Origin of the sequence: Actinomadura sp. HBU206391 (assembly GCF_014323665.1) — a bacterium.
Classification (GTDB): Bacteria; Actinomycetota; Actinomycetes; order Streptosporangiales; family Streptosporangiaceae; genus Actinomadura_C.
Genome location: NZ_JABVEB010000038.1, coordinates 19,719 through 44,845 on the forward strand (window position 1 = coordinate 19,719; position 25,127 = coordinate 44,845).

Below are 25,127 nucleotides of genomic sequence, written 5' to 3' on the forward strand. Positions count from 1 at the left end.
CACGCGGATACAGTGATCTGCGTGCAGCACAGCTTCAACGTGGATCTGCGTGGAATCGTCGATCTGCTCAGCCACCATCTGTACAGCAGTCCCCGTGTCTACGTGCGGGAGCTGCTGCAGAACTCGGTCGATTCGATCACCGCTCGCCGTCTCGTGGCGGGCGCGGCGCCGGCGCGTATCCGCATCGAGCCACGTGAGACGACCGTGGACGGGTCACTGCGGATCCACGACACCGGCATCGGGCTGACCGAGCCGCAGGTGCATGAGCTGCTCGCCACGATCGGAAACTCCTCCAAGCGGGACGAGCTCGGATTCGCGCGGCACGACTTCCTGGGGCAGTTCGGCATCGGACTGCTCTCATGCTTCCTCGTCGCCGACGAGATCGAGGTGATCACACGTAGCGGGGACGCCGAGACGGTCATCTGGCGTGGGCACGCCGATGGTCACTACACGGTTCACCGGGCGATCGGGGAGCACGGGCCGGCACGGGAGGAGCCGGGCACCACCGTCATCCTGCGGGCGCGCCGGGACTGCGAGCACTGGCTCGGCGCCTCCACCGTCACCGAACTTGTGCGGCACTACGGCGCGCTGCTCCCCTATGACGTGCGGGTCGGCGAGGAACTGGTCACCGAGGGCACGCCGCCGTGGCGGGTGGAGCATCCGAGCCCGGACGCCCGCAGGGACGCCCTGCTGCGGTACGGCGAACGGCTCATCGGCACGGCGCCGTTCGACGTGATCGACCTCGCGGTCCCCGAGGCGGGGCTGAGCGGTGCGGCGTTCGTGCTGCCGCACGAGACCAACCCGGGCGAGCGGGCCTTCCACCGCGTCTATCTCAAGCGGATGCTCCTGGGCGACCGGGTCGAGAAGATCATGCCCGACTGGGCGTTCTTCGTTCGGTGTGTGATCGATACCGACGGGCTGCGTCCCACCGCGAGCAGGGAGCAACTGCACGAGGACGATCTGCTGACCAGCACACGCGAGGCGCTCGGTGGTCAGCTGCGCGGTTGGCTGGTGCGTCTCGCGGCGACCTCTCCCGAACGGCTGTCGGCCTTTCTGCGCGTCCATCATCTCGGAGTGATGGCGCTGGCCCTTCATGACGTCGAGATGTTGCGCATCGTGGACGAGTGGCTGCCGTTCGAGACGAGCGAGGGACCGGTCAGCCTCGGCGAGTTCCGCCGGCGCCATCGCACCATCCACTACACGCCGAACATCGAGGAGTTCCGGCAACTGGCGGGTATCGCGGCCGCTCAGGGCATGGGCCTGGTCAACGGCGCCTACACCTACCACGCCGACATCCTCCGGCGGCTCCGCCGGATCGATCCGGATCTCGTCGTACGGCGGCTCGATCCGGACGATCTCGCCACCCGGTTCGTCGCTCTCGACCCCGCCGCAGAGTTCGCCGCGCGCGACTTCGTCGGCATCGCGCGTACGACCCTCGCGTCCCGGGGCTGCGAACCCGTCCTGCGTTCCTTCTCTCCCGCTTCGCTGCCGGTGCTGTATCTGGAGGGAAGGGACGGCCGGCTCGCCGCCGACATGCGGGCCGCGCGCGAGGAGGCGGACGGCGTCTGGGCGGAACTCCTGGAGGCAGGCGATCCTGAAGAGGACGAGCAGGCCCGGCCCCTGCTGGTGTTCAACTATCGCAACCCGCTCGTCGCACGCCTGACGACCACCGTCGACGCCGGTGTCGTCGAGTTGTCGACCGAGGCCCTGTACGGCTACGCGATGCTGGCGGGCAACCGGCCGCTGGGCCCCGACGCCGTGGCGGGCGTGAACCGCGCGTTCCTCGGCCTCGTCGAGCACGCCGTCCACGCGGGACGGCGGATCTGATCCGATGCCGCTCGGCCGAGACGAGATCCGCGCCAGGCTCGAGGCCGCGAATGCGTTGGACCCCCTGGACGGAGGCCCCGGCGGCGAGGTCTACGTGGAGGCGATGCGGGACATCGTCCCCCACGCCGAAGCGCTGGGCGATCCGGCGCTCATCTTCCGCGCCAGGTTGTCCTTCGCCTGGGCGTTGCGGTACAAGCCGCTGACGAAGGGGTCGTCGGACTTCTTCGGCGAGGCCGTTCCCGTCCTGCGCAGGTGCCTGCTGATGTGGCACGAGCAGCCGCACCGGATTCCCGAGGACGATGTCCGCGCGATGTGGAACCAGCTGTTCCTCATCGTCGACGCCTATGTCTGGCTCTATCCCGCACCGGCCCCGCGGATCCACCGCCTGCTGGACGAACTGGAAAAGCACTGCCCCCCGACCCGGCGATCGACGCGCTACGCCATCGACCACTACCGGATGTGCGTGGAGGCCCGTAGAGGAGACCTCGACGCGGTGGAGCGGTTGTGGGGGCGCCTTCGCGCGCAGGGCGAACCGGAAGATCACTTCCACTCGGACGGGATGGCCACCAAAGGGGCCACCATGTGGCAGCGGCTCGGCCGAAACGACCGGGCCGTCGAGGCGCTCGCGCCCCTGGTGGCAGGTCAGATCCCCACGGGGGAGCGCCAGGAGCACGCCGATGATCTGGTCATGCCCTACCTGCGCGCCGGACGCCTCGAGGAGGCGGTGGCGGCGCACCAGCGCACCTACGCGCGGCCCGGCATGAAGCTGGAGGATGTCGCGGGTCATCTGGAGTTCTGCGCACGCACCGGCAACGAGGAGCGCGGACTCGACGTTCTGCGGCGCAACCTCCACTACTTCGAGCAGGACGTCGCATCGGTCGAGCTGATGTGGACGGCGACCGCCGCGGCGCTGCTGTGCCACCGGGTCATGCAGAAGGACCTCGACACCGAATGGATCTGGCCCTGTGACTGCGACGATCCGGAATGCGACGCCGATGTGGTGTGGTCCTATGCCGACCTCGGTTCCCTCCTGCGCTGGCAGGCGGTGAACTTCTCGCATCGGGTCGACGAGCTGAACGGGACCTCGTTCCAGAGCGAGAAGATCACCGAACTCCTGCACGCCGAGCCGATCGCCCTCGACCTGCCCCTACCGCCCGACACCGCCGAACCTCGCCACCGCGCGGCGCCCCCGCCCGCCACGCATCTCGCGAGCGCCACGGCCGACGACCTGCGCGACGGGCTCTGCGCGGCCCGCACGCTGGAGCGACCCAAGGCCAAGAGCATTCGGATGCAGCTGCTCCTGCAGAACGCGATCGCGCAGGAGCAGCCGGAGACGGCGCTGGAGATCCGTCTCGCGCTCCTGGAGGAGCTGGGGTCGTGGGAGCGCGCCCGGCGTTATCGTCTCTTCACCACCCTCGTTGAGATCGCCCGTCTGCACGACGCCCGCCCGTCGCTTCTGGGCGCCGACCGCCTCGACCGGATGTGGGCCGCGGTTCCCGTCACGCTGGACCGGGTCCTGACCCACCCGACCGTGCACGCGGCGCAGATCCGGGGACTCCTGCGCACGCTGGAACCGCACTGCCGTCCGGGGACCGAGGACGCGCACCACCTGCGCTGGTTCCGCGTCGAACTCGAGGTCCGGCGCGGTGACGTGGACGCGGCGAGGGCCGCGTGGGCCGCGTTCGGCGACCTCCCGCCCACTCAGGCCTTCACCACCCGGCCGAACATCCTTCGCCGTACGCGATGGTGGCTCGACCTGGGCCGCGACGACGAGGCGGTCGAGTCCATGGCACCCCTCCTGGAGGCCGCCCGTCCCGGCGATGTTCTCTCAGAGGACAGGAAGGACTATCTTCTGCTGCCCTACCTGCGCGCCGGTCGGCTCGACGAGGCGCGGGAGATCCACGAGCGCACCTACCGAACGGTTCAAGGGGCCCCCGAAGTGGCGGCGCACCTTGAGTTCTGTGCCCGGGCGGGCGAACCGGACCACGGGCGCGAGATCGTCCAGCGCAATCTCGACCTCTTCCACAGTTCGCGGGACGACCACGAGTGCTCGATCGACCGGGTACGGGCCTATGCGGCGGCGATGCGGATGAGCGAGCGCATCGTGGCGGACGGGCTCGACGAGACCTGGACCTGGCCGGCCGACGAATGCTGTCCTCCCGAGGACGGCTGGAGCTACGCCAGGTTCGCCGCGTCCTGCCGTTTCGAGAACGAACTCTTCATCACCCGGTGGGACGAGCTCATGGGGACCACCGCCACCCGGACGCTGGTCGCCGGCTTCGATCACCCGTGAACCGGCTCGCCCAGATCATGCAGTAGGGCTTGCGCGGCGCCGGCGTTCATGCAGATGACGACGCTGGGCTGACCGGCGGGGTCGACATAGGGGGAGATCCCGACGGTCGCCGTGATGATCCCGCGACGGGCGAGCCGGCGGCCGATGCGCTGACGCAGACGATGGGCGAGGTCGATGGCCTGGCGGTCTTGGACGGTGAGCCGGTCGTCGGAGGGCATCACGATCATCTTTCTCACACGGTGCGGCGCGTGCCCCGGGTATGTGTCCCGCATCGTCCCCCTGTGAGCTCTCGGGCCAAGAGCAGTCCACGGCCGCTGACGGCATCGGCATCGGCGTTCACCACATGCGGTGCGCTGCGTGCCGACCCGGCGTCGGTGACCTCGACCCGGATGGCCGGGCCCACGGCCAGAACGACGACCGAGACGATCCCGGGGCGACCCTGGTCGTCGAGCCGCGCCGAGTCAGAGTGCAGCACCGCATTAGTGAACAGTTCGCTGCCCAGCAGCTCGATCTCGAAAGCCACCGGATGCTCCTCGCCGAGCAGGTCACGTAGCCAGTGCCGCACGGCTGAGACCCGGCGGGCCTCAGCCGGTATGTCAATGGCTCCGAGGAACACCGCGGTCGTCATGACGATCCTCCATTGATTGCGAAATCGCGTTTTGGTGCACGCCTACTGCGCACAGGTCGAGTCGCCGAGTTCGATGAACACGCTGTGTCGGTGTCGCTAAGCTCAGAGTGTGCATGCTTGTCTATGGTCGCGTAAAGCTCTTTCAATGGAACTAGTGCCATTTTCATAAGATCCGCAGGCGGCAAATGGCGTAAGGAGAAATAAAGATGGCGAATCGGACCAGCCCGACCGTGCGGCGTCGACGACTGGCCACCGAGCTGAAGCGGCTGCGCAAGGAGTCCGGAAAGACCAGGGAGGAAGTGGCCGACTTCGTGAGCTGTGCACCCGCGACCATCACAAAGATCGAGTCTGCGGCCACCAGTGCCCCGCCCGCCTACGTCGCACGGATGTTGGAGCTCTACGGCGTCGACGGCCAGGAGAGGGACGCCTGGCTGACCGTCGCCAAGCAGGCACGCAAGCGCGGCTGGTGGCAGCAGTTCAACGATGCGATCCCCAACTGGTTCACCGTTTACGTCGGCTTGGAAGAGGAGGCCGGCACGATCCGCGAGTACGAATGCGAGATCATCCCAGGCCTGTTCCAAACCGAGGGTTACATCCGTGGGCTGATGGACGCCGCGCCGACGCTTCCACCAGAGGACGAACTGGAGCGGCGTATCGCCGTGCGCCTCAAGCGGCAGGAACTGTTGACGGCGAACGACGCCCCCCAGCTCTGGGTCGTCCTGAACGAGGCGGCCCTGCGCCGAGAGGTCGGAGGCCGTGCCGTGATGCGGGAGCAGCTCCGCAGGCTCGTCGAGGTCTCCGGACTCGACACCGTGACGCTCCAGGTCCTGCCGTTCCGGGCGGGTGCCCATCCCGCGATGCAGCACGGGTTCTTCATCCTCGGCTTTGCCGAGCCACTGGATCCGGACGTCGTGTACGTTGAATACCGGACAGGCGGCCTTTATCTGGAGCAACAGTCGGAAATAGCTGCTTATGGTGTGATCTTCGATCATCTGCGTGCGAAGGCGCTCGCCCCCGATGAGTCGCGCATGCTGATCAAGGAGATCGCCTCCCAGATGGAGCGGCACGAATAAGGAAGGATCCGGGCGGATGGATCTCTCCCGCGTCGTTTGGCGCAAGAGCCGGCGCAGTGACAACGGCGGCGCCAACTGCGTTGAGATCGCATCCGTCGGCGACCTGATCGCCGTCCGCAACTCCAAGAAGCCCGAGGGTCCGAACCTCGCTTTTGACCGTGCCGCCTGGGAAGCGTTCACGAACCGCATCCGTGGCGGAGAGCATGACCTCTAAGCCCCTGAAAAGCTAGAACGGCCACCCGTGCCATGAGCCGGACTCCGACGAAGTGGCTCCACGTTGCTGTGAGGGTGCTCGCTGCTTCCGGTTCCGGTCAGGCTCGTGAAAGCTCTGGGCAGAATCTTCCGCAAGGCGCAGAACCGGATCCAGGACCCGGCCAAACTCAAGAAGCTGGTCGTCGAGCTGATCGACAAGGAGCAATGGTCGAGCCAGGGCGTGGACGTCAAGGGCGACGCCTACGAGGAGCTGCTCGCCAAGGGAGCCGAGGACGTCAAGTCAGGGTCCGGGCAGTACTTCACTCCGCGTGAGCTGATCGCCGCGATGGTCGACTGCGTCCAGCCAGGCCCGGGCGACACGGTCTGTGACCCGGCCTGCGGCACCGGCGGCTTCCTGCTGGCCGCGCACGACTACATCCAGCGCCACCACGGTGGCGACCTGGCGCCCGAAGATCGTGACCGGCTCGGTGACGGGAGCATCAGCGGCGTCGAGCTGGTCGATGGCACCGCTCGGCTCGCGGCGATGAACATGCTGCTGCACGGCATCGGCAGGCCCAACGGCCGCTCGCTGATCGAGGTCCGCGACGCCCTCGCCGAGCCACCGCGCAGCTACCCGAGCGTAGTGCTGGCCAATCCGCCGTTCGGCCGCAAGTCGTCGATCACCGTCGTCGGCGAGGACGGGCGGGCGAATCGCGAGGACATCGAGTACCTCCGCAACGACTTCTGGGTCACGACCAAGAACAAGCAGCTCAACTTCGTCCAGCACATCGCCTCCATGCTCGGCATCCCCGGCCGCGCGGCCGTCGTCCTGCCCGACAACGTGTTGTTCGAGGGTGGGGCCGGCGAGACGATCCGGCGGCGGCTGCTCAAGCAGTTCGACGTGCACACGCTGCTGCGCCTGCCGACCGGCATCTTCTACGCGGGTGGCGTCAAGGCCAACGTGCTGTTCTTCGACAAGAAGCCGGCCCGCCCCGACGCTCCCTGGACCTCCAGGCTGTGGGTGTACGACTTCCGTACCGGGCAGCACTTCACGCTCAAGCAGAACCGGCTCACTCGCGCGCACCTGGACGACTTCGTCAAGTGCTACCGACCCGGCGAGCCACGCGAGAACCGCATCGAGAATGAGCGGTTCAAGTCGTTCGATTACGACGAGCTGATCGCACGCGACAAGGTCAACCTCGACATCACCTGGCTGAAGGACCCGAGCCTGGAGGATGCCGACAGCCTTCTTCCACCAGAAATCATCGCCCGCGAGATCGTCGAAGACCTGACGGCGGCCCTCGCCGAGTTCACCGCCATCGCCGAAGCCCTTGAACGGCCCAAAGCCACGCAGAGCGACGAGGAAGCGTAGCCCACCCCGACGATTCGGTCGTGGGGCGCCAGACCTCCGATTTCGAACTCTTACGTTGCTGCAGCCGCCGAGGGCACTCGTCCGCTGTCTCTGCCCCGGCGCGTACGGGTCGTCGAGCCGCTTCGCCTTCAGGTACGGGGGCTGGCCTGGTGTCGTCGCGTACGTATCGGTGCTCGCCGCTCGCGCAGCGGCGGAGGTGCGGTCAGGTGCGTGAGCGGGACGTGGCACGGCCTCCCGGCCCACGGGCGGCCGGACGGTGAGAACCAGGCCGCCGCCCGCCGCGGCACCGCCTCGGCCACCCCGTCGTGCGCCCGGACCACGGCGCGGACGATCGACAGGCCGAGACCGGCCCCCTGCGCCGAGCCGGACCGGTCGGTGCACAACCGGGGGAACGGTGCGAACAAGGTGGGATCTCCGTTGGGTCGACCGGCCGCCCGGTGTTCTCCACCCGCAGCACTGCCGCACCCGCGTCACCGCACGTGCGCACACAGATCCGGCCGTCGGGCGGTTGTACTTGATCGCGCTCTCCACCAGGTTGACAGCGGACCGCTCCAGCAGTACCGCGTCGCCCGAAGCCACCGCCGGAGCGCTCCGCGGTGATGATCACGTCGGCATCCTCGGCGCGGCCGGCCAGGTGTTCCAGACGATCGGTCGGCGGGACCGTGCCCGCTTCGCCGATCAGGCGCTCGCCTCGGCTGGTCTGGCTCCACGGTAAATGCCGGGGTGGAACCTACGATTGCACACAGCCAACAGCGACCAATGACTGAACGTACAAAGAGCGTCACATATGCCCGATTCGCGCCCTTTTGTGGATTGGAAATTCGCGATCAGTGACACTGGGAACTGCATTCTCTTCACCTATCACGGTTACATCTCGGCGATGGATTCGCTACCATGTTCGAAGGCGTGGTTGTCCTTTCCTGTCGAGGAATGCGCGGGAGGAGGTGTCCCCGGGTGCCTGGCCTGGACGTTGAGGAGTTGCCGGATATTTCGGGGAGGCTTCCCGGCCCTGCGCTGGCGGGTGAGCTCGCTGATCTGCCGCTGGGCGGGTTGGATGAGCACGCTTTGATCGAGGCGATGCGGGCGGCTCGGCGGTTGACTTCGTGGGCGGAGTCGCTGGAGCTTTCGGCGATCGCGGAGCTGGACCGGCGCCGTTCGGTCCAGGCCGATCGGTACGGGGCGTGGACGGTGGAGATGGGCCGGGCGCTGTGCGATGAGGTCTCGGCTGCGTTGACGTTGTCGGGCACCGCCGCCGTGATCCGGTTGGGAATGGCGACCATGCTGGAAGGGCCGCTGCTGGAAACCGGCCGGGCCCTTGCCCAAGGCCGCATCGACGCCGGGAAAGCGCGGGTGATCTGTGATGGTGTTCTTGGGGTGAGCCACGACATCGCCCGCAAGGTCGAGGCTCTCGTGCTGCCGGACGCGCCGCGGTTGACCACCCGGCAACTGGCGGGACGGGTTCGCACAGCGATCAAAGACGCCGACCCGGACGCCTACGAGCGGCGCCGCAAGGCCGCCGAGAAGGGCCGCCGGGTAGAGCTGTACGACAACCCCGACGGCACCGCGGATCTGGCCGCCCGCGATCTACCCGCCGAGGACGCCGACGCCGCCTATAACTACCTCAACGCGCTGGCGAACGCGCTCAAGGCCGACGGAGACCAGCGGCCCATCGACGCCATCCGCGCCGATGTGGTCTTGGAGCTGCTGCGTGGCAAACGACCCCAGGACCTGTTCCCCGCGGCGGCCGAGCCCGAACAGGCTCCAACGCCAGGAACCCCCGCCGCACCCGAGGACACTGCCGCCGCACCCCAGGACACCGCGTCCAGCGCATCCGACATTCCGGCAGTCACCTCCCGGGAAGCCGACAGTGAGGCGGCCGCTGAGACAGCCGGCCTCGTGGCTGAGGCCCGCGCATCCCAGCGCCCCACCGGCCCCGGCGGCACACGACGAAACGATTCCCCGAGACCAGGCCGGACCGGTGGCGACACCGGGCGTGAAGAGGCCGCCGCGATGACCCAGGCGATCCGCGACGAGCTGAGCGACCTGTTCGGCCAGACCCGCCACCGGGGCGGGCCCGCGGAGAAGCGGCTGCTGGTCGCCGAAGCCGCCCGCCGCATCAAGGACGCGCTCTCGCCGCTCAAGGTCCGCTGGTGCGCCCTGGCCGTCGACCCGGAAGGCAACCTCGTCCACGGGCACGATGCCTACCGGCCACCCGCCGGAATGCGCCGCCTCATCCAGACCAGAGACGGCACCTGCACCTTCCCCACCTGCAACCGCCGCGCCGCAAAATGCGATCTGGATCATACAATTCCATATCACAAAGGCGGGCCGACCTGCCCATGTAACGTCGCCACATTATGTCGCGGTCACCATTTACTCAAACAACACCCCGACTGGACCCTGATCCACATATGGCCCGGCGTTCTGCTGTGGATCTCACCCACCGGCCATTGGTATCTCGTCGGCCCCGCCCCCTGACCGGCCAGCGGGGAACGACCCCGGGCTGGAGCAGCTGACGTTCCTGCTGTTCCTGGAAACGTACCCGTCCTGACCGCAGGCGGGCAGCCGTACTGTGACGGCGAGGCCGCCGCCCGGCCGCGGCACCGCCTCGACCACCCCGTCGTGCGCCCGGACGACGGCGCGGACGATCGACAGGCCGAGGCCGGCACCGCGCGCCGAGCCGGTCCGGTCGGCGCGGAGCCGGCGGAAGGGCTCGAAGATCGTGGCGACCTCGTCCGGCGCGACGGGAGGCCCGGTGTTCTCCACGCGCAGCACCACCGTGCCGGCCTCCCGGCACGTCCGCACCCACACCCGGCCGCCGGGCCCGTTGTACTTGATCGCGTTCTCGACGAGGTTGACCGCGCACCGCTCCAGCAGCACGGCGTCGCCCGTGGCCACCGCCGGGGCGAGCCTGGTAGTGATCTTCACGTCGGCCTCTGCCGCGGGGCCGGCCAGCTGCTCCAGCGCGCCGTTCACGGTCTCGTCGAGCGGCACCGGCGTACGGTTGCCCAGTTCGCGTTCGGACCGGGCCAGCAACAGCAGCCCCTCGATCAGCCGTTCGTGCCGTGCCGTGTTGCCCAGCAGCGACCGGGCCAGCACACGCGTCTCCTCCGGCGACTTGCGGCTCGCCGCCGCGACCTCCAGCACGGTGCGGTTGACGGTCAGCGGTGTGCGGAGCTCGTGCGACGCGTTCGCGACGAACCGCCGCTGCGCGTCGAAGGCGCGGTGCAGCCGGTCGAGCATGTCGTCGAAGGTGTCGGCCAGCTCCTTGATCTCGTCCCTCGGGCCCTTGAGGGCGATGCGCTCGTGCAGAGTGCTCTCCGACAGCCGCCGAGCGGTCGCCGTGACGTGCTGCAACGGAGCCAGGGCCCGTCCCGCGACGGCATAGCCCACGCCGACCGCGAGCAGCCCGACCACCAGCAGCGTGAGCACCGAGCCCTGCAACAGCAGTTCCAGGACGTCACTCTTCTGCTGGGCGACCTGACCGGCGACCATGCGCCGTGCGGCGAGCAGCTTGTCGGGGTCCGGCGCCTGAGGCAGCGAACCGAGCTGTGCCTGCCCCGTCGCCCCCAGGGGGTTCATCGGCGAGGGCAGGTCCTCCTTGGACATGAGGACCTTGACGGTGATCTTCTTGTTCAACGTGCTGGCGGTCAGCGCGTACGTCACACCGACGAGGGCCGCGCCGGTCACCAGGAACAGCGACCCGTAGATCAGCGTCAGCCGCGTCTTCAAGGTGAGTCTCACAGGCGATACCCCACTCCGGTGATCGTCTCGATGACCGGCGGAGCACCGAGCTTGCGGCGCAGGGTCGCCATCGTCACCCTGACGATGTTGCTGAACGGGTCGATGTTCTCGTCCCAGGCCTTGTCGAGCAGGTGCTCGGCGCTGACGACGCCGCCGTCGGCGCGCAGCAGTTCCTCGAGAACGGTGAACTCCTTCTTGGTGAGGGTCACCTCCAGGCCGTCGCGGCTGACCGTACGGCGGCGCGGATCCAGCCGGATCCCCGCCCGTTCGAGCACAGGTGGCAGCGGCGGCGCCGACCTGCGCCCCAGCGCGCGCACCCGTGCCACCAACTCGGTGAACACGAACGGCTTGGCCAGGTAGTCGTCGGCGCCCAGCGACAGGCCGTCGACCCGCTCGTCCACGTCACCGGCGGCCGTCAGCATGAGGATGCGGCCGCCGGTGCGGTCGGCGACAAGCCGCCTGCACACCTCGTCACCGTGCACCTCCGGCAGGTCGCGGTCGAGGACCACCACGTCGTAGTCGACGTACGAGGTGCGCTCCAGAGCCGCCGCGCCATCGTAGGCGACGTCGACGGCTATCGCCTCCTCACGCAACCCGGCCGCGATGGTGTCCGCGAGGAGCCCCTCGTCCTCCACGACGAGCACGCGCATGGCGATCCTCCTCTGTTCCCGTGGACGTGGCCTGCCAGGGTCGACCCTGTCCGGTCGGGCGTTAAACCTGGATAAGCCGGCGTAGGGCAGGCTCAAGGAAAGAGGACGGAGTCCGGTTCGCCCATCAGACGCCGGACCGGTCACCCGACCGAGGTCGCGTGACTGGCCCTAGTGAGTCGGTGGTGTCAGTCCGTAACGCGCCACGACGTCGTCGAGCCAGTCGGGGTGGCCATAGGTCAGGCCGTATCTCGTTGCGAGTTCGGTGAATTCGGGCGTCTCGTGGAGTTTCACGCCGGCCGCCGGCCCGACGGAGGTGAGCAGCTCGCCGAGTTCACGGAAGTAGTTCTCGAAGCCGCCCGGTGTGATGACCTCGACGATGCGGCCGGGCGCGGCCCCGGCGTTCCACATGGCGTGCATCTGCCCGCGTGGTTTGGTGATGTAGCCACCGGGTCCCAGGACGACCTCGTCGGCGTCGGATCGGAAGCCGATCTGGCCTTCGAGCACGATGGAGTGCTCGTCCTCGCGCGTGTGGCGGTGCGGCGCGGTGATCGTGCCCACGGCGAACGGATGCTCCATGATGGCCACTTCGCCGTTGTTGTCGCGGCTGTAGAGCTTGAAAACCGAGCCGAAACCCGGGATGGCGACCGAATCCCCGCCGCCGGGCGGCACCACCCTCACAGCCGGCGCGCTGGGCACGTCCATCAGGTCCTGCCCTCCTTCGTGCTGCCCCCGCACTGAGTCAATTATCCCTCCGACCTTCGGTGACAGGTTGGGGGGCCCACCGCACCCCCTGAGGGCGACTAACGAAGGTTTAATCCGTATCCGGCTGCAATGGGCCGCGCCGGCGGCGAGTGACCGCCGGTGTGGAGGTCGACATGAGAATGCGCAGATTGGCCCTGGCCCTGGTGCTGCCGGCCGTGCTGGCGCTGGCGGCGTGCGGTGGCGGCGAGGACGGCGACGGTGTCGCGAGTGCCGGAGGCGGCGAGGCGAAGAACGCGGCGGCCTCCCCGTCGCAGTCGCTGAGTCCCGAGGACGCCCAGCTGAAGTTCGCGCAGTGCATGCGCGAGAACGGTGTGGAGATGGCCGATCCGGAGTCGGGCGGCGGGGTACGGATCCAGGTCACCGGCAAGCCCGGCAGCCGGGAGAAGACAGAGGCGGCGATGAAGAAGTGCCGGCCGTATCTCGAGGCCGGCGGCAAGATGCCCAACATGCAGGACCCGAAAGTCCGCGATCAGTTCGTGAAGTTCGCCCAGTGCATGCGCGAGAACGGCGTGAACATGCAGGACCCGGGGCCCGACGGTGGTCTGAGGATCCAGGGGAAGCCCGGCGAGATGGGCCGCGAGAAGCTGGAGAAGGCGCGTAAGGCGTGCGAGTCGCTGCGGCCCGGCGGGGGCCAGAAGTGAGGCGGATCCTCGTGACCGGTGCGGCCGTCGCGGTCGTCGCCGTCGGCGGGACGGCGGCCGTGCTGGCCGGCGGCGGCGGCGAGGCGAGCGGCCAGGCGCCCGCCGTCGCGATGACCACCGCCGACGTGACCAGAGGCGACCTCGTCGACTCCGAGAGCGTCGACGGAACCCTCGGGTACGCCGACGAGCGGGAGGTGCGGACCGGCGCCTCCGGCACCGTCACGTGGGCGCCGGACGAGGGCGCCACGGTGAAACGGGGCGGGTCACTGCTCCGGGTGGACGGTGAGCCGGTGTCGCTCATGTACGGCACCACGCCTCTCTACCGGCCGCTGAGCCTCGGGGTGTCCGACGGTGCGGACGTACGCCAGCTCGAGAGCAACCTGAAGGCGCTCGGCCACGGCGACGACCTCACGGTCGACGACGAGTTCACCTCCGCGACCGCGCAGGCGGTGATCGACTGGCAGGACGACCGGGGTCTGCCCGAGACCGGCTCGGTGGACGCCGGTCAGGTCGTGTTCCTGCCGGGAGCCGTACGGATCAAGAAGCTCAATGCCACGGTAGGCGCGCGGACGAGTCCGGGCCAACCCGCGCTGATCGCGACCGGCACCACGCGGATCGTCCACGTGGACCTCGATGCCGACAAGCAGGACCTGGCGCGCAAGGGCGCGACCGTGAGCATCGAGCTGCCCGGCGGACGCAGCGTCAAAGGCAAGATCGCGGAGGTCGGCACGGTCGCCGAGCAGAGCGGCGCCGAGCAGGACCAGAAGACCACCGTGAGCGTCGACATCTCGCTCGGCAAGAGCGGGACGGGGCGGCTCGACGAGGCGCCGGTGACGGTCGAGCTGGAGAGCGAGCGCCGCAAGGGCGTGCTGTCGGTGCCGATCGAGGCCCTGCTGGCACTGCGCGAGGGCGGCTTCGGCGTCGAGGTGGTCGAGGGCACGGCGAAGCGGGTCGTGCCGGTCACCACCGGAAGCTTCGGCGGCGGCCGGGTCGAGGTCTCGGGAGACGCGATCCGCGAGGGCATGAAGGTCGGGGTGCCCGCGCAATGACGGCCGTCGTCGAACTGTCCGGCGTGACCAAGCACTATCCGGGGGGTGTCGCCGCGCTGCGCGGTGTCGACCTGCTCATCGAGGCCGGTGAGCTCACCGCCATCGTGGGGCCCTCGGGCTCGGGCAAGTCAACGCTCCTGCACATGATCGGCACTCTGGACCGGCCGAGCGAGGGGTCGGTGCGCATCGCCGGGCACGATGTGGCGGCGCTCTCGGACCGGGAGCTGTCGGCCCTGCGCGCGCGGCACATCGGCTTCGTCTTCCAGCAGTTCCACCTGGCCGCCGGGGTCAGCGCACTCGACAACGTCGCCGACGGCCTGCTCTACCACGGCGTGTCCCTGCGGGAGCGCCGGGATCGGGCCGGTCGGGCCCTCGAGCGGGTCGGTCTCGGGAAGCGCACGGGGCACCGGCCGAACCAGCTGTCCGGTGGAGAGCAGCAGCGCGTCGCGGTGGCGCGCGCCGTGGTGGGCGATCCCGATCTGCTGCTCGCCGACGAGCCGACCGGCAACCTCGACTCCGCGGCCGGTGCCGAGGTACTGCGCCTGCTGGGCGATCTGCACGGCGCGGGCACGACCGTCGCGATCATCACGCACGACATGGAGATCGCCGCGTGGGCGCCACGGCAGGTACGGATGCGCGACGGCCGGATCGTGACCGGTGAGCGCCTCGTCGAGGCGGGGGTGCCGGTCCGATGATCAGGAGAATGCGCAGATCCGCGCCGGAGCGGCCCGGTGCGGAACGGCTGATCCCGGCACGGCTCGGCGGCCGCGACGTGGTGCGCGTGGGCGTCGGGGGCCTGCGCGCGCGGCCCACCCGAGTGCTGCTGTCGGCCCTGGGCATCGCCATCGGCATCGCCACCATGATCGCCGTGATCGGGATCTCGGCGTCGAGCAAGGAACAGTTGCTGCGGCAGCTCGACACCCTCGGGACCAACCTGCTGACGGTGAAGCCCGGCAGCACGATGTTCGGCGAGGACGCCAAGATGCCCGAGACCGCCGTCGACATGGTCCGGCGCATCGGCCCGGTGCGGACCGTCGGCGCGACCGGTGCGGCGGACACGACCGTACGCCGCACGAACCACATCCCCGAGGCGGTGACCGGGGGCATCTCCGTCCAGGCGGCGACGGGGGAACTGCTCACGACGCTGGACGGCCGGGTGCGCACCGGAAGCTGGCTCAACGCCGCCACCGAGAGCCACCCCGCGGTCGTGCTCGGCTCCGCGGCCGCCGAACGGCTGGGGCTGGACCGTACGGGGACGCAGGTGTGGATGGGCGGCCGGTGGTTCACGGTGGTCGGCATCCTCCGGCCGCTGCCGCTCGCCCCCGAGATCGACCGGTCGGCGCTCGTCGGCTGGCCGGCGGCCGAGCGCTACCTCGGCTTCGACGGGCACCCCACGATGCTCTACGAGCGCTCGTCCGACGCCTCGGTCGAGGCGGTGGGGGACGTGCTCGCCCGCACGGTCAATCCGGAGAACCCCGACGAGATCGACGTCAGCCGGCCGTCCGACGCGCTGGAGGCCAAGGCCGCGGCGGCGGGAGCGTTCACCAACCTGCTGCTCGGGCTCGGTGCCGTCGCGCTGCTCGTCGGCGGGGTCGGGGTGGCGAACACCATGGTCATCTCAGTGCTGGAGCGGCGCCGTGAGATCGGGCTGCGCAGGTCGCTCGGTGCCACGCGGGGGCAGGTGCGGGTGCAGTTCCTGTCGGAGTCCCTGCTGCTGTCGGTCCTCGGCGGGGTGGTGGGCGCCGGCGTGGGGGCGCTGGCGACGGTGGCGTTCGCCGCCTATCGCGACTGGCCGCCGGTCGTGCCGGTGTGGGCGCTCGGCGGGGGAGTGGCCGCGACCCTGGCCATCGGCACCATCGCCGGCATCTACCCGGCGATGCGGGCGGCCCGGCTGTCGCCCACCGTGGCGCTGACGGTCACCTGATCGCACGAGCCCGCGACGGCTTCATCCAGTGTCGGCGAACGCACCATCCGGCCGGACCACGGTGGTGCGTTCGCCGACACCGAGTGGCGTTCGGCCTCTGCCTGCCGGCCTACTCCCGACGATCTACCGGCGGAGGGCGATGGCGTCGCGTACGTCTTCCACACGCCGCTCGGATCGAAGACGTCGGCGATGGCGACCGGTCTGGGCAGGCCCGCATCAATGAGGATCATGCGAAGCCGGGTCTCCATCGGCGAGTTCTAGAAACAGACGTTCCGGACGTACTGCGTAAAGGCCGCGGACCTTGTGCATCTGATCGAGCCTCAGGGCGTACCGGTGCGTCACGCCCGGCGGTGCGCGGGATCGTCGAGGTGCCGGGCGGCAGCGCGAGATGGACGCGGTCGTCGGCCGAGTCCGGCAGCGGTACCCGGTAGAGCCGGGCCGCCGTGAACCCGCAGAACACCGAGCCGGTCGCGGCGATCAACAGCGCCGCGCGGCACCGCAGTTCCACCGAGTCGGGCGGGTCCGCGATCACATAGACGTGGTGGAAGATCCTGCGGAAGCGGTTCCCCGCCAGTTGCCGTCGCGTCACTCCCAGGTCGAACGCTTCGTCGCAGCGGAACGGGCCCTTCGTGAGGGCGGGCGGGATCTCCCGGGCGGCGGGCATGACGGCCACGGTGACACTCCGTGGCGCCGCGCACACCGAAAACGCGATCCGAGTGGCGTTCGGTGTAGGTGAACGCACCACCGTGGTCCGACCGGGTGGTTCGTTCCCCTACATCGAGTGACGTTCTAGCGCCGGGTGACGTTCTAGCGCAGTGCGGCGGCCGTGTCGGCGGCGGAGGCCTCGTGGACGAAGTCGGCGAGGCGGGCGAGCTTGTCCGGGTCGGTGGAGGGCAGCACGCCGTGGCCGAGGTTGAACACGTGGCCCTCGGCGGTACGGCCCCGGGCGAGGATGTCGCGGGTCCGCTCCTCGATCACCTCCCACGGCGCGAACAGCACCGCGGGATCGAGGTTGCCCTGCAGCGCCTTGCCCGCCTCGACCCGGCTCACCGCCGCGTCGAGCGGCACCCGCCAGTCGACGCCGACCACGTCGGCGCCGGCCTCGCCCATGAGGCCGAGCAGCTCGCCGGTGCCCACGCCGAAGTGGATCCGCGGCACGCCGAGCCCACCGACCGCAGAGAAGATCTTGCTGGTGTGCGGGAGCACCGAGCGCCGGTAGTCCTCCGGGCTGACCGCGCCGACCCAGGAGTCGAACACCTGGACGGCGCTCGCCCCGGCGGCCACCTGGATCTTGAGGAACTCGGTCGTGATGTCGGCCAGCCGGCCGAGCAGCTCGGCCCACAGATCCGGCGCGCCGTACATCATGGCCTTGGTGAGGTCGTGGGACTTCGACGGTCCGCCCTCGATGAGGTACGAGGCGAGCGTGAACGGCCCGCCCGCGAACCCGATGAGCGGGGTGTCGCCGAGCTCGCCCACGAGTTCCTCGATCGCCTCCGTGACGTACGTCACGTCGCCCGGGTCGAGCGCCCGCAGCTTCGCGAGACCGGCGGGGTCGCGGATCGGGTCGGCGATGACCGGGCCCACACCGGGCTTGATGTCGAGATCGACGCCGATCGCCTTGAGCGGCACCATGATGTCGCTGAAGAAGATCGCGGCGTCGACCGCGTAGCGGCGTACGGGCTGGAGCGTGATCTCGATGATCATGTCGGGCCTCGTGCAGGCCTCGAGCATCGGTACGTCGGCCCGTACGCGCAGGTATTCGGGCAGCGACCGGCCGGCCTGGCGCATGAACCACACGGGGGTGTGCGGCACCGGCTCGCGGCGGCAGGCACGCAGGAACACGGCTTCGTTGTCAACAGGCACCTAAGGATCGTCCCACGGATCCGCCGAAGAGACGCACCGAGTCCCGAACCTCGCATGTGGCCGCCGGCCAGGGCTGGGTCGGGGCCCGGCCGGGCCGCGGCGCGGCGCACGCTTCGGGGGGGCCGAGAATGGGTGGAGCGCGGGGCCATGAACTTCGGACACGCCGAGCGAAGTCCCGCAATCCGCCGCTCCGGCATGCAACCGTGCGGTTCTCACCCCTTATGCCGCGAGCCGAGGGAGGCCCGATGGCCGTGACCATCCGTCACTGCTCCACCTGCGGCGACGAGCGCCCGTTCGAGCGGCCGCCGTGCGCCGACGAACACGGTGATCTCTGTCCCGAGCTGGCCTGTGCGGACTGCGGTGCGGCCATTCTCATCGCGGCACTGCTGGAGCCGTGGCAGTCCGGACCGGCGGAGCTGCCGGCCGCATCCTCCCGGGCCGCCTGAGCGGCCCCTGACACCCCGAGACCGTGCACAGTGTCCTCATCCTCCGTGATCACGCCGCATCCCCCGCCGATCCAGCTTCCGCCGGTTCTTCCGGCGTGGCAGTCCCAGGTTCTGCCGGCAAAACGATCTACGCTCAGCCCATGGGCGCCCCGCGCATGACGCCGCCCCCGACTCAGGCCAGTGAGGTACCGGCGCCCTTCCAGCGGGCACTCGACACCCTGCGCCTCGCGGTCGAGGGCGATCAGATCCGTTCCGAGCTCGAGCTCGAGAGCATGCCCGCGCCGCAGCGCCTGGCGCCCTACTCGGCCGCCCTCTCGGCGTCGGTATACCGCGGCGACGACACCGAGATCGCCATGGGCCGGCTGATCGTGCTGTACGACCCGGACGGCCACAGCGGCTGGGTCGGGCAGTTCCGGATCGTCGCCTACATCCGGGCCGACCTGGAGCCGGAGATCGCCGCCGACCCGCTCATCGGGTCGGTCGCGTGGAGCTGGCTGACCGAGACCCTCGACGTCGTGGGCTATGCCGGGGTGTCGGGCACGATCACCCGGGCGGTCTCGGAGAGCTTCGGCGACAAACAGGACGACCCCTCCACGACCGAGCTGGAGATGCGGGCGTCGTGGTCGCCGACGGGCGAGGATCTGGCCGGTCACGTGGCGGCGTGGTGCGAGGTGATGTGCATGGCGGCGGGGTTGCCCCCCGCCGGAATCACCTCGCTGACGAGTTCGGGCACCTGAACGGCGTACGGTAGGCGCGTGGGAGTGTCGGAAACCAGTCAATCGGCCCAATCGGCGGAGGCCGCACCGCAGGACACCGGCGAGAAGACCGCCACGCCCCTGCTGGAGCCGGGCGAGGGGATCCCCCCGGTGGTACAGACGGCGGAGGCGCTGGACCGGGTCGTCGAGGCGTTCGCGGTCGGCACCGGTCCGGTCGCGGTGGACGCCGAACGGGCCTCGGGCTACCGCTACGGGCAGCGCGCGTATCTCGTCCAGCTGCGGCGCAAGGGCGCGGGCACCGCGCTCATCGACCCGATCACCTGCCCGGACCTGTCCGGGCTCGACGCCGCGCTCGCCGACGCCGAGATGGTGTTGCACGCGGCCAACCAGGACCTGCCGTGCCTGGCCGAGCTGGGGCTGGCCCCGCGCCGGCTCTTCGACACCGAGCTCGCCGGGCGGCTGCTCGGGCATCCCCGGGTGGGGCTCGGCTCGATGATCGAGAACGTGCTGGGGTACTCGCTGGAGAAGGGCCACTCGGCGGCCGACTGGTCGACCCGCCCGCTGCCGGAGGAGTGGCTCCGCTACGCGGCGCTGGACGTCGAACTGCTCGTGGAGCTCCGCGAGGCGCTGCACGCCGAGTTGTTCGAGACCGGGAAGCTGGCGTGGGCCACCGAGGAGTTCGAGGCGATCCTGGCCGCGCCGCCCAAGCCGCCGCGTGCCGAGCCCTGGCGCCGTACGTCCGGGATCCATCGCGTACGGAACCGGCGCGGCCTGGCGATCGTACGAGGGGTGTGGGAGGCCCGCGACCGCATCGCGCGCGACCGCGACCTGTCGCCCGGCCGAGTGCTCTCGGACGCGGCGATCATCGAACTGTCACTGACCGTCCCGCACACTCTCGTCGATCTGCAGGCGATGCCGACGCTGCGGAACCGCAACGCGCGGCGCCATCTGTCGGTGTGGCTGCGCGCGGTGTCGAAGGCCCGTGCGCTGCCGGAGAGCGAGCACCCCGAGCAGGGGCAGGCCGGGGACGGCCCGCCGCCCGCGCACCGCTGGGCCGAGCGCGACCCGGAGGCGGCCAAGCGGCTCACCGCGACCCGCGCGGTGGTCGCCGCACTGGCCGATGAGCACCACATGCCCACCGAGAACCTGCTCCAGCCCGACGCCGTACGCCGGCTGGCGTGGTCGCCGCCCGACGAGATCAGCGCGGAGGCGGTCAGCGCGGCGCTGGTCACCCTCGGAGCCCGGAACTGGCAGATCGAGCTCGCCTCGGTGCCGCTGGCAAAGGCGCTCCAGCGGCTGGAGTGCAAGGGCGACCTGTAGTAACCGGCGCGCCACCGTGCCTCGCTCGCCCAGGGCGATGTTTACCGAAGGGCCCGGCTTAGGTTAGCTTTTCCTAAGTAAGCATCCCTGCCGTCGGACGGATCGCGGCTCGATCGTGAGGAGCGCAACGGTGCTGCTCGGCAACTACCTCATCGGTCTGCGCGAGGGGCTGGAAGCCGCTCTGGTGGTGAGCATCCTCATCGCCTATCTGGTCAAGACGGGCAACCGGGGCGCGCTCGCCCCGGTCTGGGCGGGCATCGCTCTGGCGGTCGCTCTCAGCGCGGGGTTCGGCGTCGCGTTGAGCGCCGCCTCCTCGGACATGCAGTTCAAGACCCAGGAGCTGTTCGGCGGGATCCTGTCCATCGTGGCCGTGGGCCTGGTCACCTGGATGGTCTTCTGGATGCGCAAGGCGGCCCGGGGCATCAAGGCCGAGCTCGAGGGCAAGCTCGAAGGGGCACTCGACGTGGGCCCGCTCGCGCTGGCCGTGGTGGCGTTCATGGCCGTCGGCCGCGAGGGTCTCGAGACGGCCCTGTTCCTGTGGACGAACATCAGCAACTCCACGGAGGGTTCCACCCAGCCGATCGTCGGCGCCGTCCTCGGTCTGGTCACCGCGATCGTGCTCGGTTACCTCCTCTACCGCGGCGGGCTGAAACTGAACCTCAAGGTGTTCTTCACCTGGACCGGGGCCGCGTTGATCGTGGTCGCGGCGGGCGTCTTCGGGTACGGGTTCCACGACCTGCAGGAGGCCGACGTGCTGCCCGGCCTGAACGCGGTGGCGCTGGAGCCGGCCACGTTCTTCGCCGAGTTCGGCAGGGCCGGCCAGTGGGCTCAGACGATCTTCCAAGGTGTGCTGAACGTCACCCCGAAGATCACCTGGCTGCAGCTCACCATGTGGGTGGCGTACGTGGTGCCGGTCATGTACCTGTTCCTGCGGCCCACCAGGCCCACCAGGCCCGCCGGCGTCACGCGTGAGCGCGAGCCCGCGAAGTCCTGACCCGCACCGGCTCCCGGCCTCGAACCGCCCCCGCCGCCCCAGCCCCCGGCTTCCGGCCGGTCACGGCGGTGGCGCGGGCCGGCTGCCGGAGTCCGGACCGCCGAGGTCGCGCGCCTCGGCAGGCCGCCGGCGCGGCCACCATCTCGGCCGACCGCTCAGCAGCCAGGCCGCGGCACCGATGAGCAGGAGCGCTCCGAAGAAGGGCAGCAGCCAGCCGAGGGCGAGGGTGAGCGCCGAGAGGACGGCGACGAACGCCGCCCAGCCGGACTTCAGCCCGCCGGTGAAGCCGCCGCCGGGCCGCGACCCGGCCTTGGCGGCGGGCTCGATGCGCACCGTCACGGTGGCGAAGGCGGTCTGCTCGGCGAGCGCCTTCCGCTTGGCCTGGAGCGCTTCCAGGTCGGACTGCCGCTGGGCGATCTCGCGCTCGACGTTGATGACCTCGGTGACCGTGCCGGCCCGGTCGAGCAGCTTCCGGAACGACTTCAGCGCCGCCTCGGCCGACCGCACCCTGCTCTCGACGTCGGCGACCGCCTCGGTGACGTCCTGCGCGTCCTGCCGCAGCGCGCGACGGGTCCCGAGCCGGCGCGAGAGGCCGTCGAGGACGGTGCCGTACCGCTCAGCAGGGATCTTGAAGGTGATGCTCGCGCCCACGGGTTCGGTGGTGGCGTTCTCGTTCGCGACGTGGCCGCCCGCCTGCGTCACCAGCGCCTTGGCCCGGGTCACGGCCGCGTCGACGTCCTTGGTCTCCACCTCCATGCTCGCGGTGTAGACGACGGCGCGCGCGGCCCCGGCGGAGAGCTCGGCCCGCTGCGTCGGCGCGGTCTCCTGCCGCTTCATGTCCACCGCGGTGCCCGAGCCGTCGGACATCCCGGACGAGTCGTTCGGCCCGTCGCCCGCGCAGCCGCTCAGCAGGACGGCCACCACCACCGGGACGAGCACGAGCCCTGCTCTGGCTGTACGCACGGAGATTCGACGATGTGATCCCCGTCATAGTTCCGCCGATACGCGGGTTTCTGCGAGCTTCTCGGCATCCGCGAGGTTCGGCGGTCTTCGCAAGCCACCGGGCACGATCTGCCCGGGATCCTTCGGCACCCCCGCCGTGCCCTGGTCAGAGCACGGCCGATTATCTGCGATCGTGGAATCTATGTCCCATGTCGTAGTGATCGGCGGTGGCATCGCGGGCCTCGCCGCAGCGCGTTTCCTCGTCCGCGGCGGCGCGCGGGTGACCGTACTCGAGGGATCGCCCGAGATCGGCGGCAAGCTACGGGTGAGCGAGATCGCGGGGCTGCCGGTCGACGAGGGCGCCGAGGCGATGCTGGCCCGCCGCCCCGAGGGCCTCGACCTCGTGCGCGATCTCGGCCGGTCCGAGCAGCTCGTCTATCCGGGGACGACGTCGGCGGCGATCCTCAGCCGTGGCGAGCTGCGGCCCCTGCCGACCGGCCACGTCATGGGCGTGCCGGCCGATCTGCGGGCGCTGGCCGCATCGGGGATCCTGTCCCGTGCCGGGCTCGCCCGCGCACCGCTCGACCTGGTGCTGCCGAAGAGCCCGCTCGGAGCGGACGTATCGGTCGCCGACTATGTCGGGGCGCGGGTCGGCGCCGAGGTCGTCGATCGCATCGTCGAGCCGCTGCTCGGCGGGGTCTACGCCGGCCGCACGGAGGAACTGTCCTTCGACGCGACGCTGGGCGGCCTCGCGGGCGCGGCACGTACGCACCGGTCGCTCATCACCGCGGCCCGGGCCGTACGCGACGCGGCCCCGAAGGACGCCGGCCCGGTGTTCACCACGCTCCCCGGCGGGCTCGGTTCGCTTCCGCGCATCCTCGCCGACCTGGTCGAGGCCGCGGGCGGCACGGTGCGGACCGGGGCGATGGTCCGGGAACTCGTCCCCACCGCCGAAGGCGGCTGGCGGCTGACCCTCGGGCCCACCCGGGCGCCTGAGGCGCTGACGGCCGACGGCGTGGTGGTGGCGGTGCCCGCGAGCCCGGCGGCGCGCCTGCTGGCCGGTGTCATACCGGCCGCCGCCGAGGATCTGGCGCGGATCGAGTACGCGAGCATGGCGATCGTCACCTTGGCCTATGCCTCGACGGCGTTCCCGCAGCGCCCGCGCGGCAGCGGGTACCTCGTGCCGGCCGTCGAGGGCCGGACGGTGAAGGCCGTGACGTTCAGCACGGTCAAGTGGCCGCACCTCGCCGAACGTGATCCGAACCTCGTCGTCGTACGGTGCTCCATCGGGCGGCACGGTGAAGAGCACACACTGCAGCGCCCGGACGAGGAGCTCAAGGCCGCGGCCATGACCGAGCTGGCCACCACCTGCGGGGTCGGCGAACTGCCGATCGACAGCCGGGTCACCCGTTGGGGCGGGGCGCTGCCGCAGTACACGGTGGGCCACGCCGACCGGGTGGCCAGGATCCGCTCCGCGATCGCGGAGCGGCCGGGGCTCGCGATCGCCGGAGCCGCCTATGACGGGCTCGGCATCCCGGCCTGTGTCGCCACCGCGCGGGCGGCGGCAGCCCGGGTGCTCGAACACCTGAGCGGTCGTGGAGAATTGAGACATGGCAGCGACGGACAAGCCCAAGGCGCGCGACCTCAACCAGACGATCCGGTACACGATGTGGTCGGTGTTCCGCGTGAGGACTCTGGGGGATCTGGTCGGTGACACGGTCGCCGGCGAGGTCAGCGACCTGCTGGAGCAGGCGACCGAGAAGGACGTGACGACCCGGGGACTGTACGACGTCGCGGGGTTCCGCGCCGACGCCGACTACATGTTCTGGTGGCACGCGCCCACCGCGGACGACCTGCAGGAGGTCTACGGCCGGTTCCGCCGTACCGCCCTCGGCCGCGCGTCCGAGCCGGTCTGGTCGGCGATGGCGCTGCACCGCCCGGCCGAGTTCAACAAGGGCCACATCCCGGCGTTCCTCGCCGACGAGGAGCCTCGGGCCTATGTCTGCGTCTATCCGTTCGTGCGGTCCTACGAGTGGTATCTGCTGCCCGACGAGGAGCGCCGCCGGCTGCTGGCCGAGCACGGGATGATGGCGCGCGACTATCCCGACGTGCGGGCCAACACGGTCGCATCCTTCGCCCTGAACGACTACGAGTGGATGCTGGCCTTCGAGGGCGACGAACTTCACCGCATCGTGGACCTCATGCGGCATCTGCGCGGCTCCGAGACCCGGCGGCACGTCCGCGAGGAGATCCCCTTCTACACCGGCGTGCGCAAGCCGGTGGCCGAACTCGTCGCGGGCCTTCCGTAACGGCGGCCTAACTCACAGAGACCATTTCGGACGGTATCCGGAAAGTCACGGTGCCGACCAAAGTAGAGTGCGCTTTCGGGACGGCGCCCACTCGAGGGGCCGTGCCCGTGGTGCTCTGACGGGAGACCGGGCGGAGCCGAAGGGGAGGGATCGTGACTGACGCGCCACGGCATGCCCGGGGTCGGCATGCCAAGCCCCCGTCGGAGTTCAGCCGGGCGTGCGATCGGACGATCCGCACCATCATGACCGAGCGGAGCCGACGCAAGATCGTGGTGGTGTCGAGCGGTACGGCCTCCGTCATGCTCGGAGTGGCCGCGATCGTGGGGCTGTCCATGGCGGGCTCGGCCGATACGCCGACGGCCGCCACCGCGGGTGCGGCCGG

The 25,127-nt window shown here is 70.1% G+C and carries 27 protein-coding genes; 17 read left to right on the forward strand and 10 right to left on the reverse strand.

The window, feature by feature from the left end; genetic code table 11:
- Window positions 1–21 precede the first annotated feature (21 nt).
- Together HKK72_RS15030 and HKK72_RS15035 are read left to right on the forward strand one after the other, a co-directional pair.
- Entirely contained in the window at window positions 22–1,827 is a 1,806-nt protein-coding gene (locus HKK72_RS15030; RefSeq protein WP_187234978.1) for an HSP90 family protein, read from the forward strand.
- 4 nt (window positions 1,828–1,831) lie between these two features.
- The gene (locus HKK72_RS15035) at window positions 1,832–4,120 is read left to right on the forward strand and encodes a hypothetical protein (RefSeq protein ID WP_187234979.1); all 2,289 of its coding nucleotides are present in this window, start codon (window positions 1,832–1,834) and stop codon (window positions 4,118–4,120) included.
- Here HKK72_RS15035 and HKK72_RS15040 read toward each other — a convergent pair.
- Both HKK72_RS15040 and HKK72_RS15045 read right to left on the reverse strand, forming a co-directional pair.
- Complete coding sequence (locus HKK72_RS15040) at window positions 4,111–4,347, reverse strand: hypothetical protein (protein ID WP_222720728.1); 237 nt, start codon at window positions 4,345–4,347, stop codon at window positions 4,111–4,113. The genes HKK72_RS15035 and HKK72_RS15040 overlap by 10 nt on opposite strands.
- 5 nt (window positions 4,348–4,352) lie before the next feature.
- Entirely contained in the window at window positions 4,353–4,748 is a 396-nt protein-coding gene (locus HKK72_RS15045; RefSeq protein ID WP_187234981.1) for an ATP-binding protein, read from the reverse strand.
- 206 nt (window positions 4,749–4,954) lie between these two features.
- On the opposite strand from HKK72_RS15045, the gene HKK72_RS15050 reads away from it, so the two are divergent.
- The 3 genes from HKK72_RS15050 (at window position 4,955) to HKK72_RS15060 (ending at window position 7,385) form a co-directional block, all read left to right on the forward strand.
- Window positions 4,955–5,821, forward strand: a complete 867-nt coding sequence (locus HKK72_RS15050) for a helix-turn-helix domain-containing protein (RefSeq protein ID WP_187234982.1) — start codon at window positions 4,955–4,957, stop codon at window positions 5,819–5,821.
- Between the two features lie 16 nt (window positions 5,822–5,837).
- Window positions 5,838–6,035, forward strand: coding sequence for a DUF397 domain-containing protein (locus HKK72_RS15055; protein ID WP_187234983.1), 198 nt, complete (start codon window positions 5,838–5,840; stop codon window positions 6,033–6,035).
- Window positions 6,036–6,140: 105 nt separating this feature from the next.
- On the forward strand, window positions 6,141–7,385 hold the full coding sequence (locus tag HKK72_RS15060; protein ID WP_222720729.1) for a class I SAM-dependent DNA methyltransferase: 1,245 nt from the start codon (window positions 6,141–6,143) through the stop codon (window positions 7,383–7,385).
- A 128-nt stretch (window positions 7,386–7,513) separates the two neighbouring features.
- Here HKK72_RS15060 and HKK72_RS15065 read toward each other — a convergent pair whose 3' ends face one another.
- Window positions 7,514–7,789: a hypothetical protein gene (locus HKK72_RS15065; RefSeq protein ID WP_187234984.1), complete on the reverse strand. Its 276-nt coding sequence runs from the start codon at window positions 7,787–7,789 to the stop codon at window positions 7,514–7,516.
- 550 nt (window positions 7,790–8,339) lie between these two features.
- Here HKK72_RS15065 and HKK72_RS15070 point away from each other — a divergent pair.
- Entirely contained in the window at window positions 8,340–9,863 is a 1,524-nt protein-coding gene (locus tag HKK72_RS15070) for an HNH endonuclease signature motif containing protein (protein ID WP_187234985.1), read from the forward strand.
- Here HKK72_RS15070 and HKK72_RS15075 read toward each other — a convergent pair.
- The 3 genes from HKK72_RS15075 to HKK72_RS15085 all read right to left on the reverse strand — a co-directional run bounded on the left by HKK72_RS15075 (window position 9,822) and on the right by HKK72_RS15085 (window position 12,481).
- Window positions 9,822–11,129: a HAMP domain-containing sensor histidine kinase gene (locus HKK72_RS15075; RefSeq protein ID WP_315987264.1), complete on the reverse strand. Its 1,308-nt coding sequence runs from the start codon at window positions 11,127–11,129 to the stop codon at window positions 9,822–9,824. The two genes, HKK72_RS15070 and HKK72_RS15075, sit on opposite strands and share 42 nt — an antisense overlap.
- Window positions 11,126–11,779 carry a response regulator transcription factor gene (locus tag HKK72_RS15080; protein ID WP_187234986.1) on the reverse strand — a complete coding sequence of 218 codons (654 nt, stop codon included), beginning with the start codon at window positions 11,777–11,779 and terminating at the stop codon, window positions 11,126–11,128. Before HKK72_RS15080 ends, HKK72_RS15075 begins: the two co-directional genes overlap by 4 nt.
- A gap of 168 nt (window positions 11,780–11,947) precedes the next feature.
- Complete coding sequence (locus HKK72_RS15085; RefSeq protein WP_187234987.1) at window positions 11,948–12,481, reverse strand: cupin domain-containing protein; 534 nt, start codon at window positions 12,479–12,481, stop codon at window positions 11,948–11,950.
- 173 nt (window positions 12,482–12,654) lie between these two features.
- Here HKK72_RS15085 and HKK72_RS15090 point away from each other — a divergent pair, with 173 nt between their 5' ends.
- Genes HKK72_RS15090 through HKK72_RS15105 form a run of 4 tightly spaced genes read left to right on the forward strand, consistent with a single transcriptional unit; the run spans window position 12,655 to window position 16,155 of the window.
- Window positions 12,655–13,182 (forward strand): hypothetical protein, encoded by a 528-nt coding sequence (locus HKK72_RS15090; RefSeq protein WP_187234988.1) that lies wholly within the window; start codon window positions 12,655–12,657, stop codon window positions 13,180–13,182.
- An 11-nt stretch (window positions 13,183–13,193) separates the two neighbouring features.
- A complete protein-coding gene (locus HKK72_RS15095; RefSeq protein WP_315987265.1) occupies window positions 13,194–14,231 on the forward strand; it encodes a peptidoglycan-binding protein in 1,038 nt (345 codons plus the stop codon).
- Window positions 14,228–14,926, forward strand: coding sequence for an ABC transporter ATP-binding protein (locus HKK72_RS15100; protein WP_187234989.1), 699 nt, complete (start codon window positions 14,228–14,230; stop codon window positions 14,924–14,926). The genes HKK72_RS15095 and HKK72_RS15100 overlap by 4 nt, the downstream gene beginning before the upstream one ends.
- A gap of 8 nt (window positions 14,927–14,934) precedes the next feature.
- Window positions 14,935–16,155 (forward strand): ABC transporter permease, encoded by a 1,221-nt coding sequence (locus HKK72_RS15105; RefSeq protein WP_187234990.1) that lies wholly within the window; start codon window positions 14,935–14,937, stop codon window positions 16,153–16,155.
- Here the strand turns inward: HKK72_RS15105 and HKK72_RS15110 are convergent.
- The 3 genes from HKK72_RS15110 to hemE all read right to left on the reverse strand — a co-directional run bounded on the left by HKK72_RS15110 (window position 16,098) and on the right by hemE (window position 18,018).
- On the reverse strand, window positions 16,098–16,385 hold the full coding sequence (locus HKK72_RS15110; protein WP_187234991.1) for a hypothetical protein: 288 nt from the start codon (window positions 16,383–16,385) through the stop codon (window positions 16,098–16,100). The genes HKK72_RS15105 and HKK72_RS15110 overlap by 58 nt on opposite strands.
- Window positions 16,382–16,828: a hypothetical protein gene (locus tag HKK72_RS15115; protein WP_187234992.1), complete on the reverse strand. Its 447-nt coding sequence runs from the start codon at window positions 16,826–16,828 to the stop codon at window positions 16,382–16,384. Before HKK72_RS15115 ends, HKK72_RS15110 begins: the two co-directional genes overlap by 4 nt.
- A gap of 134 nt (window positions 16,829–16,962) precedes the next feature.
- On the reverse strand, window positions 16,963–18,018 hold the full coding sequence (hemE, locus tag HKK72_RS15120; protein WP_187234993.1) for a uroporphyrinogen decarboxylase: 1,056 nt from the start codon (window positions 18,016–18,018) through the stop codon (window positions 16,963–16,965).
- Window positions 18,019–18,263: 245 nt separating this feature from the next.
- On the opposite strand from hemE, the gene HKK72_RS15125 reads away from it, so the two are divergent.
- The 4 genes from HKK72_RS15125 to efeU all read left to right on the forward strand — a co-directional run bounded on the left by HKK72_RS15125 (window position 18,264) and on the right by efeU (window position 21,494).
- A complete protein-coding gene (locus tag HKK72_RS15125) occupies window positions 18,264–18,464 on the forward strand; it encodes a hypothetical protein (RefSeq protein WP_187234994.1) in 201 nt (66 codons plus the stop codon).
- Between the two features lie 140 nt (window positions 18,465–18,604).
- On the forward strand, window positions 18,605–19,201 hold the full coding sequence (locus HKK72_RS15130) for a DUF3000 domain-containing protein (RefSeq protein ID WP_261986835.1): 597 nt from the start codon (window positions 18,605–18,607) through the stop codon (window positions 19,199–19,201).
- An 18-nt stretch (window positions 19,202–19,219) separates the two neighbouring features.
- On the forward strand, window positions 19,220–20,500 hold the full coding sequence (locus HKK72_RS15135; protein WP_410050305.1) for a ribonuclease D: 1,281 nt from the start codon (window positions 19,220–19,222) through the stop codon (window positions 20,498–20,500).
- 115 nt (window positions 20,501–20,615) lie between these two features.
- Window positions 20,616–21,494 (forward strand): iron uptake transporter permease EfeU, encoded by an 879-nt coding sequence (gene efeU / locus HKK72_RS15140; protein WP_315987266.1) that lies wholly within the window; start codon window positions 20,616–20,618, stop codon window positions 21,492–21,494.
- Window positions 21,495–21,554: 60 nt separating this feature from the next.
- Here efeU and HKK72_RS15145 read toward each other — a convergent pair whose 3' ends face one another.
- Window positions 21,555–22,457, reverse strand: coding sequence for a DUF4349 domain-containing protein (locus tag HKK72_RS15145; RefSeq protein WP_187234995.1), 903 nt, complete (start codon window positions 22,455–22,457; stop codon window positions 21,555–21,557).
- A 181-nt stretch (window positions 22,458–22,638) separates the two neighbouring features.
- Here HKK72_RS15145 and hemG point away from each other — a divergent pair, with 181 nt between their 5' ends.
- From hemG to HKK72_RS15160, 3 genes are all read left to right on the forward strand, one after another.
- A complete protein-coding gene (gene hemG, locus HKK72_RS15150) occupies window positions 22,639–24,150 on the forward strand; it encodes a protoporphyrinogen oxidase (protein ID WP_187234996.1) in 1,512 nt (503 codons plus the stop codon).
- Complete coding sequence (hemQ, locus tag HKK72_RS15155) at window positions 24,047–24,745, forward strand: hydrogen peroxide-dependent heme synthase (RefSeq protein ID WP_187234997.1); 699 nt, start codon at window positions 24,047–24,049, stop codon at window positions 24,743–24,745. Before hemG ends, hemQ begins: the two co-directional genes overlap by 104 nt.
- 152 nt (window positions 24,746–24,897) lie before the next feature.
- Window positions 24,898–25,127: hypothetical protein (locus tag HKK72_RS15160; protein ID WP_187234998.1), on the forward strand; the 230-nt coding region annotated here is incomplete at its 3' end.

Bases quoted from the DNA above. Each gene is read 5' to 3' on its own strand.
- HKK72_RS15035 (WP_187234979.1), top strand. From the start codon at position 1,832: ATGCCGCTCGGCCGAGACGAGATCCGCGCCAGGCTCGAGGCCGCGAAT.
- HKK72_RS15040 (WP_222720728.1), bottom strand. From the start codon at position 4,347: ATGATCGTGATGCCCTCCGACGACCGGCTCACCGTCCAAGACCGCCAG.
- HKK72_RS15045 (WP_187234981.1), bottom strand. From the start codon at position 4,748: ATGACGACCGCGGTGTTCCTCGGAGCCATTGACATACCGGCTGAGGCC.
- HKK72_RS15050 (WP_187234982.1), top strand. From the start codon at position 4,955: ATGGCGAATCGGACCAGCCCGACCGTGCGGCGTCGACGACTGGCCACC.
- HKK72_RS15055 (WP_187234983.1), top strand. From the start codon at position 5,838: ATGGATCTCTCCCGCGTCGTTTGGCGCAAGAGCCGGCGCAGTGACAAC.
- HKK72_RS15080 (WP_187234986.1), bottom strand. From the start codon at position 11,779: ATGCGCGTGCTCGTCGTGGAGGACGAGGGGCTCCTCGCGGACACCATC.
- HKK72_RS15085 (WP_187234987.1), bottom strand. From the start codon at position 12,481: ATGGACGTGCCCAGCGCGCCGGCTGTGAGGGTGGTGCCGCCCGGCGGC.
- HKK72_RS15090 (WP_187234988.1), top strand. From the start codon at position 12,655: ATGAGAATGCGCAGATTGGCCCTGGCCCTGGTGCTGCCGGCCGTGCTG.
- HKK72_RS15100 (WP_187234989.1), top strand. From the start codon at position 14,228: ATGACGGCCGTCGTCGAACTGTCCGGCGTGACCAAGCACTATCCGGGG.
- HKK72_RS15105 (WP_187234990.1), top strand. From the start codon at position 14,935: ATGCGCAGATCCGCGCCGGAGCGGCCCGGTGCGGAACGGCTGATCCCG.
- HKK72_RS15110 (WP_187234991.1), bottom strand. From the start codon at position 16,385: ATGATCCTCATTGATGCGGGCCTGCCCAGACCGGTCGCCATCGCCGAC.
- HKK72_RS15125 (WP_187234994.1), top strand. From the start codon at position 18,264: ATGGCCGTGACCATCCGTCACTGCTCCACCTGCGGCGACGAGCGCCCG.
- HKK72_RS15130 (WP_261986835.1), top strand. From the start codon at position 18,605: ATGGGCGCCCCGCGCATGACGCCGCCCCCGACTCAGGCCAGTGAGGTA.
- hemG (WP_187234996.1), top strand. From the start codon at position 22,639: ATGTCCCATGTCGTAGTGATCGGCGGTGGCATCGCGGGCCTCGCCGCA.
- hemQ (WP_187234997.1), top strand. From the start codon at position 24,047: ATGGCAGCGACGGACAAGCCCAAGGCGCGCGACCTCAACCAGACGATC.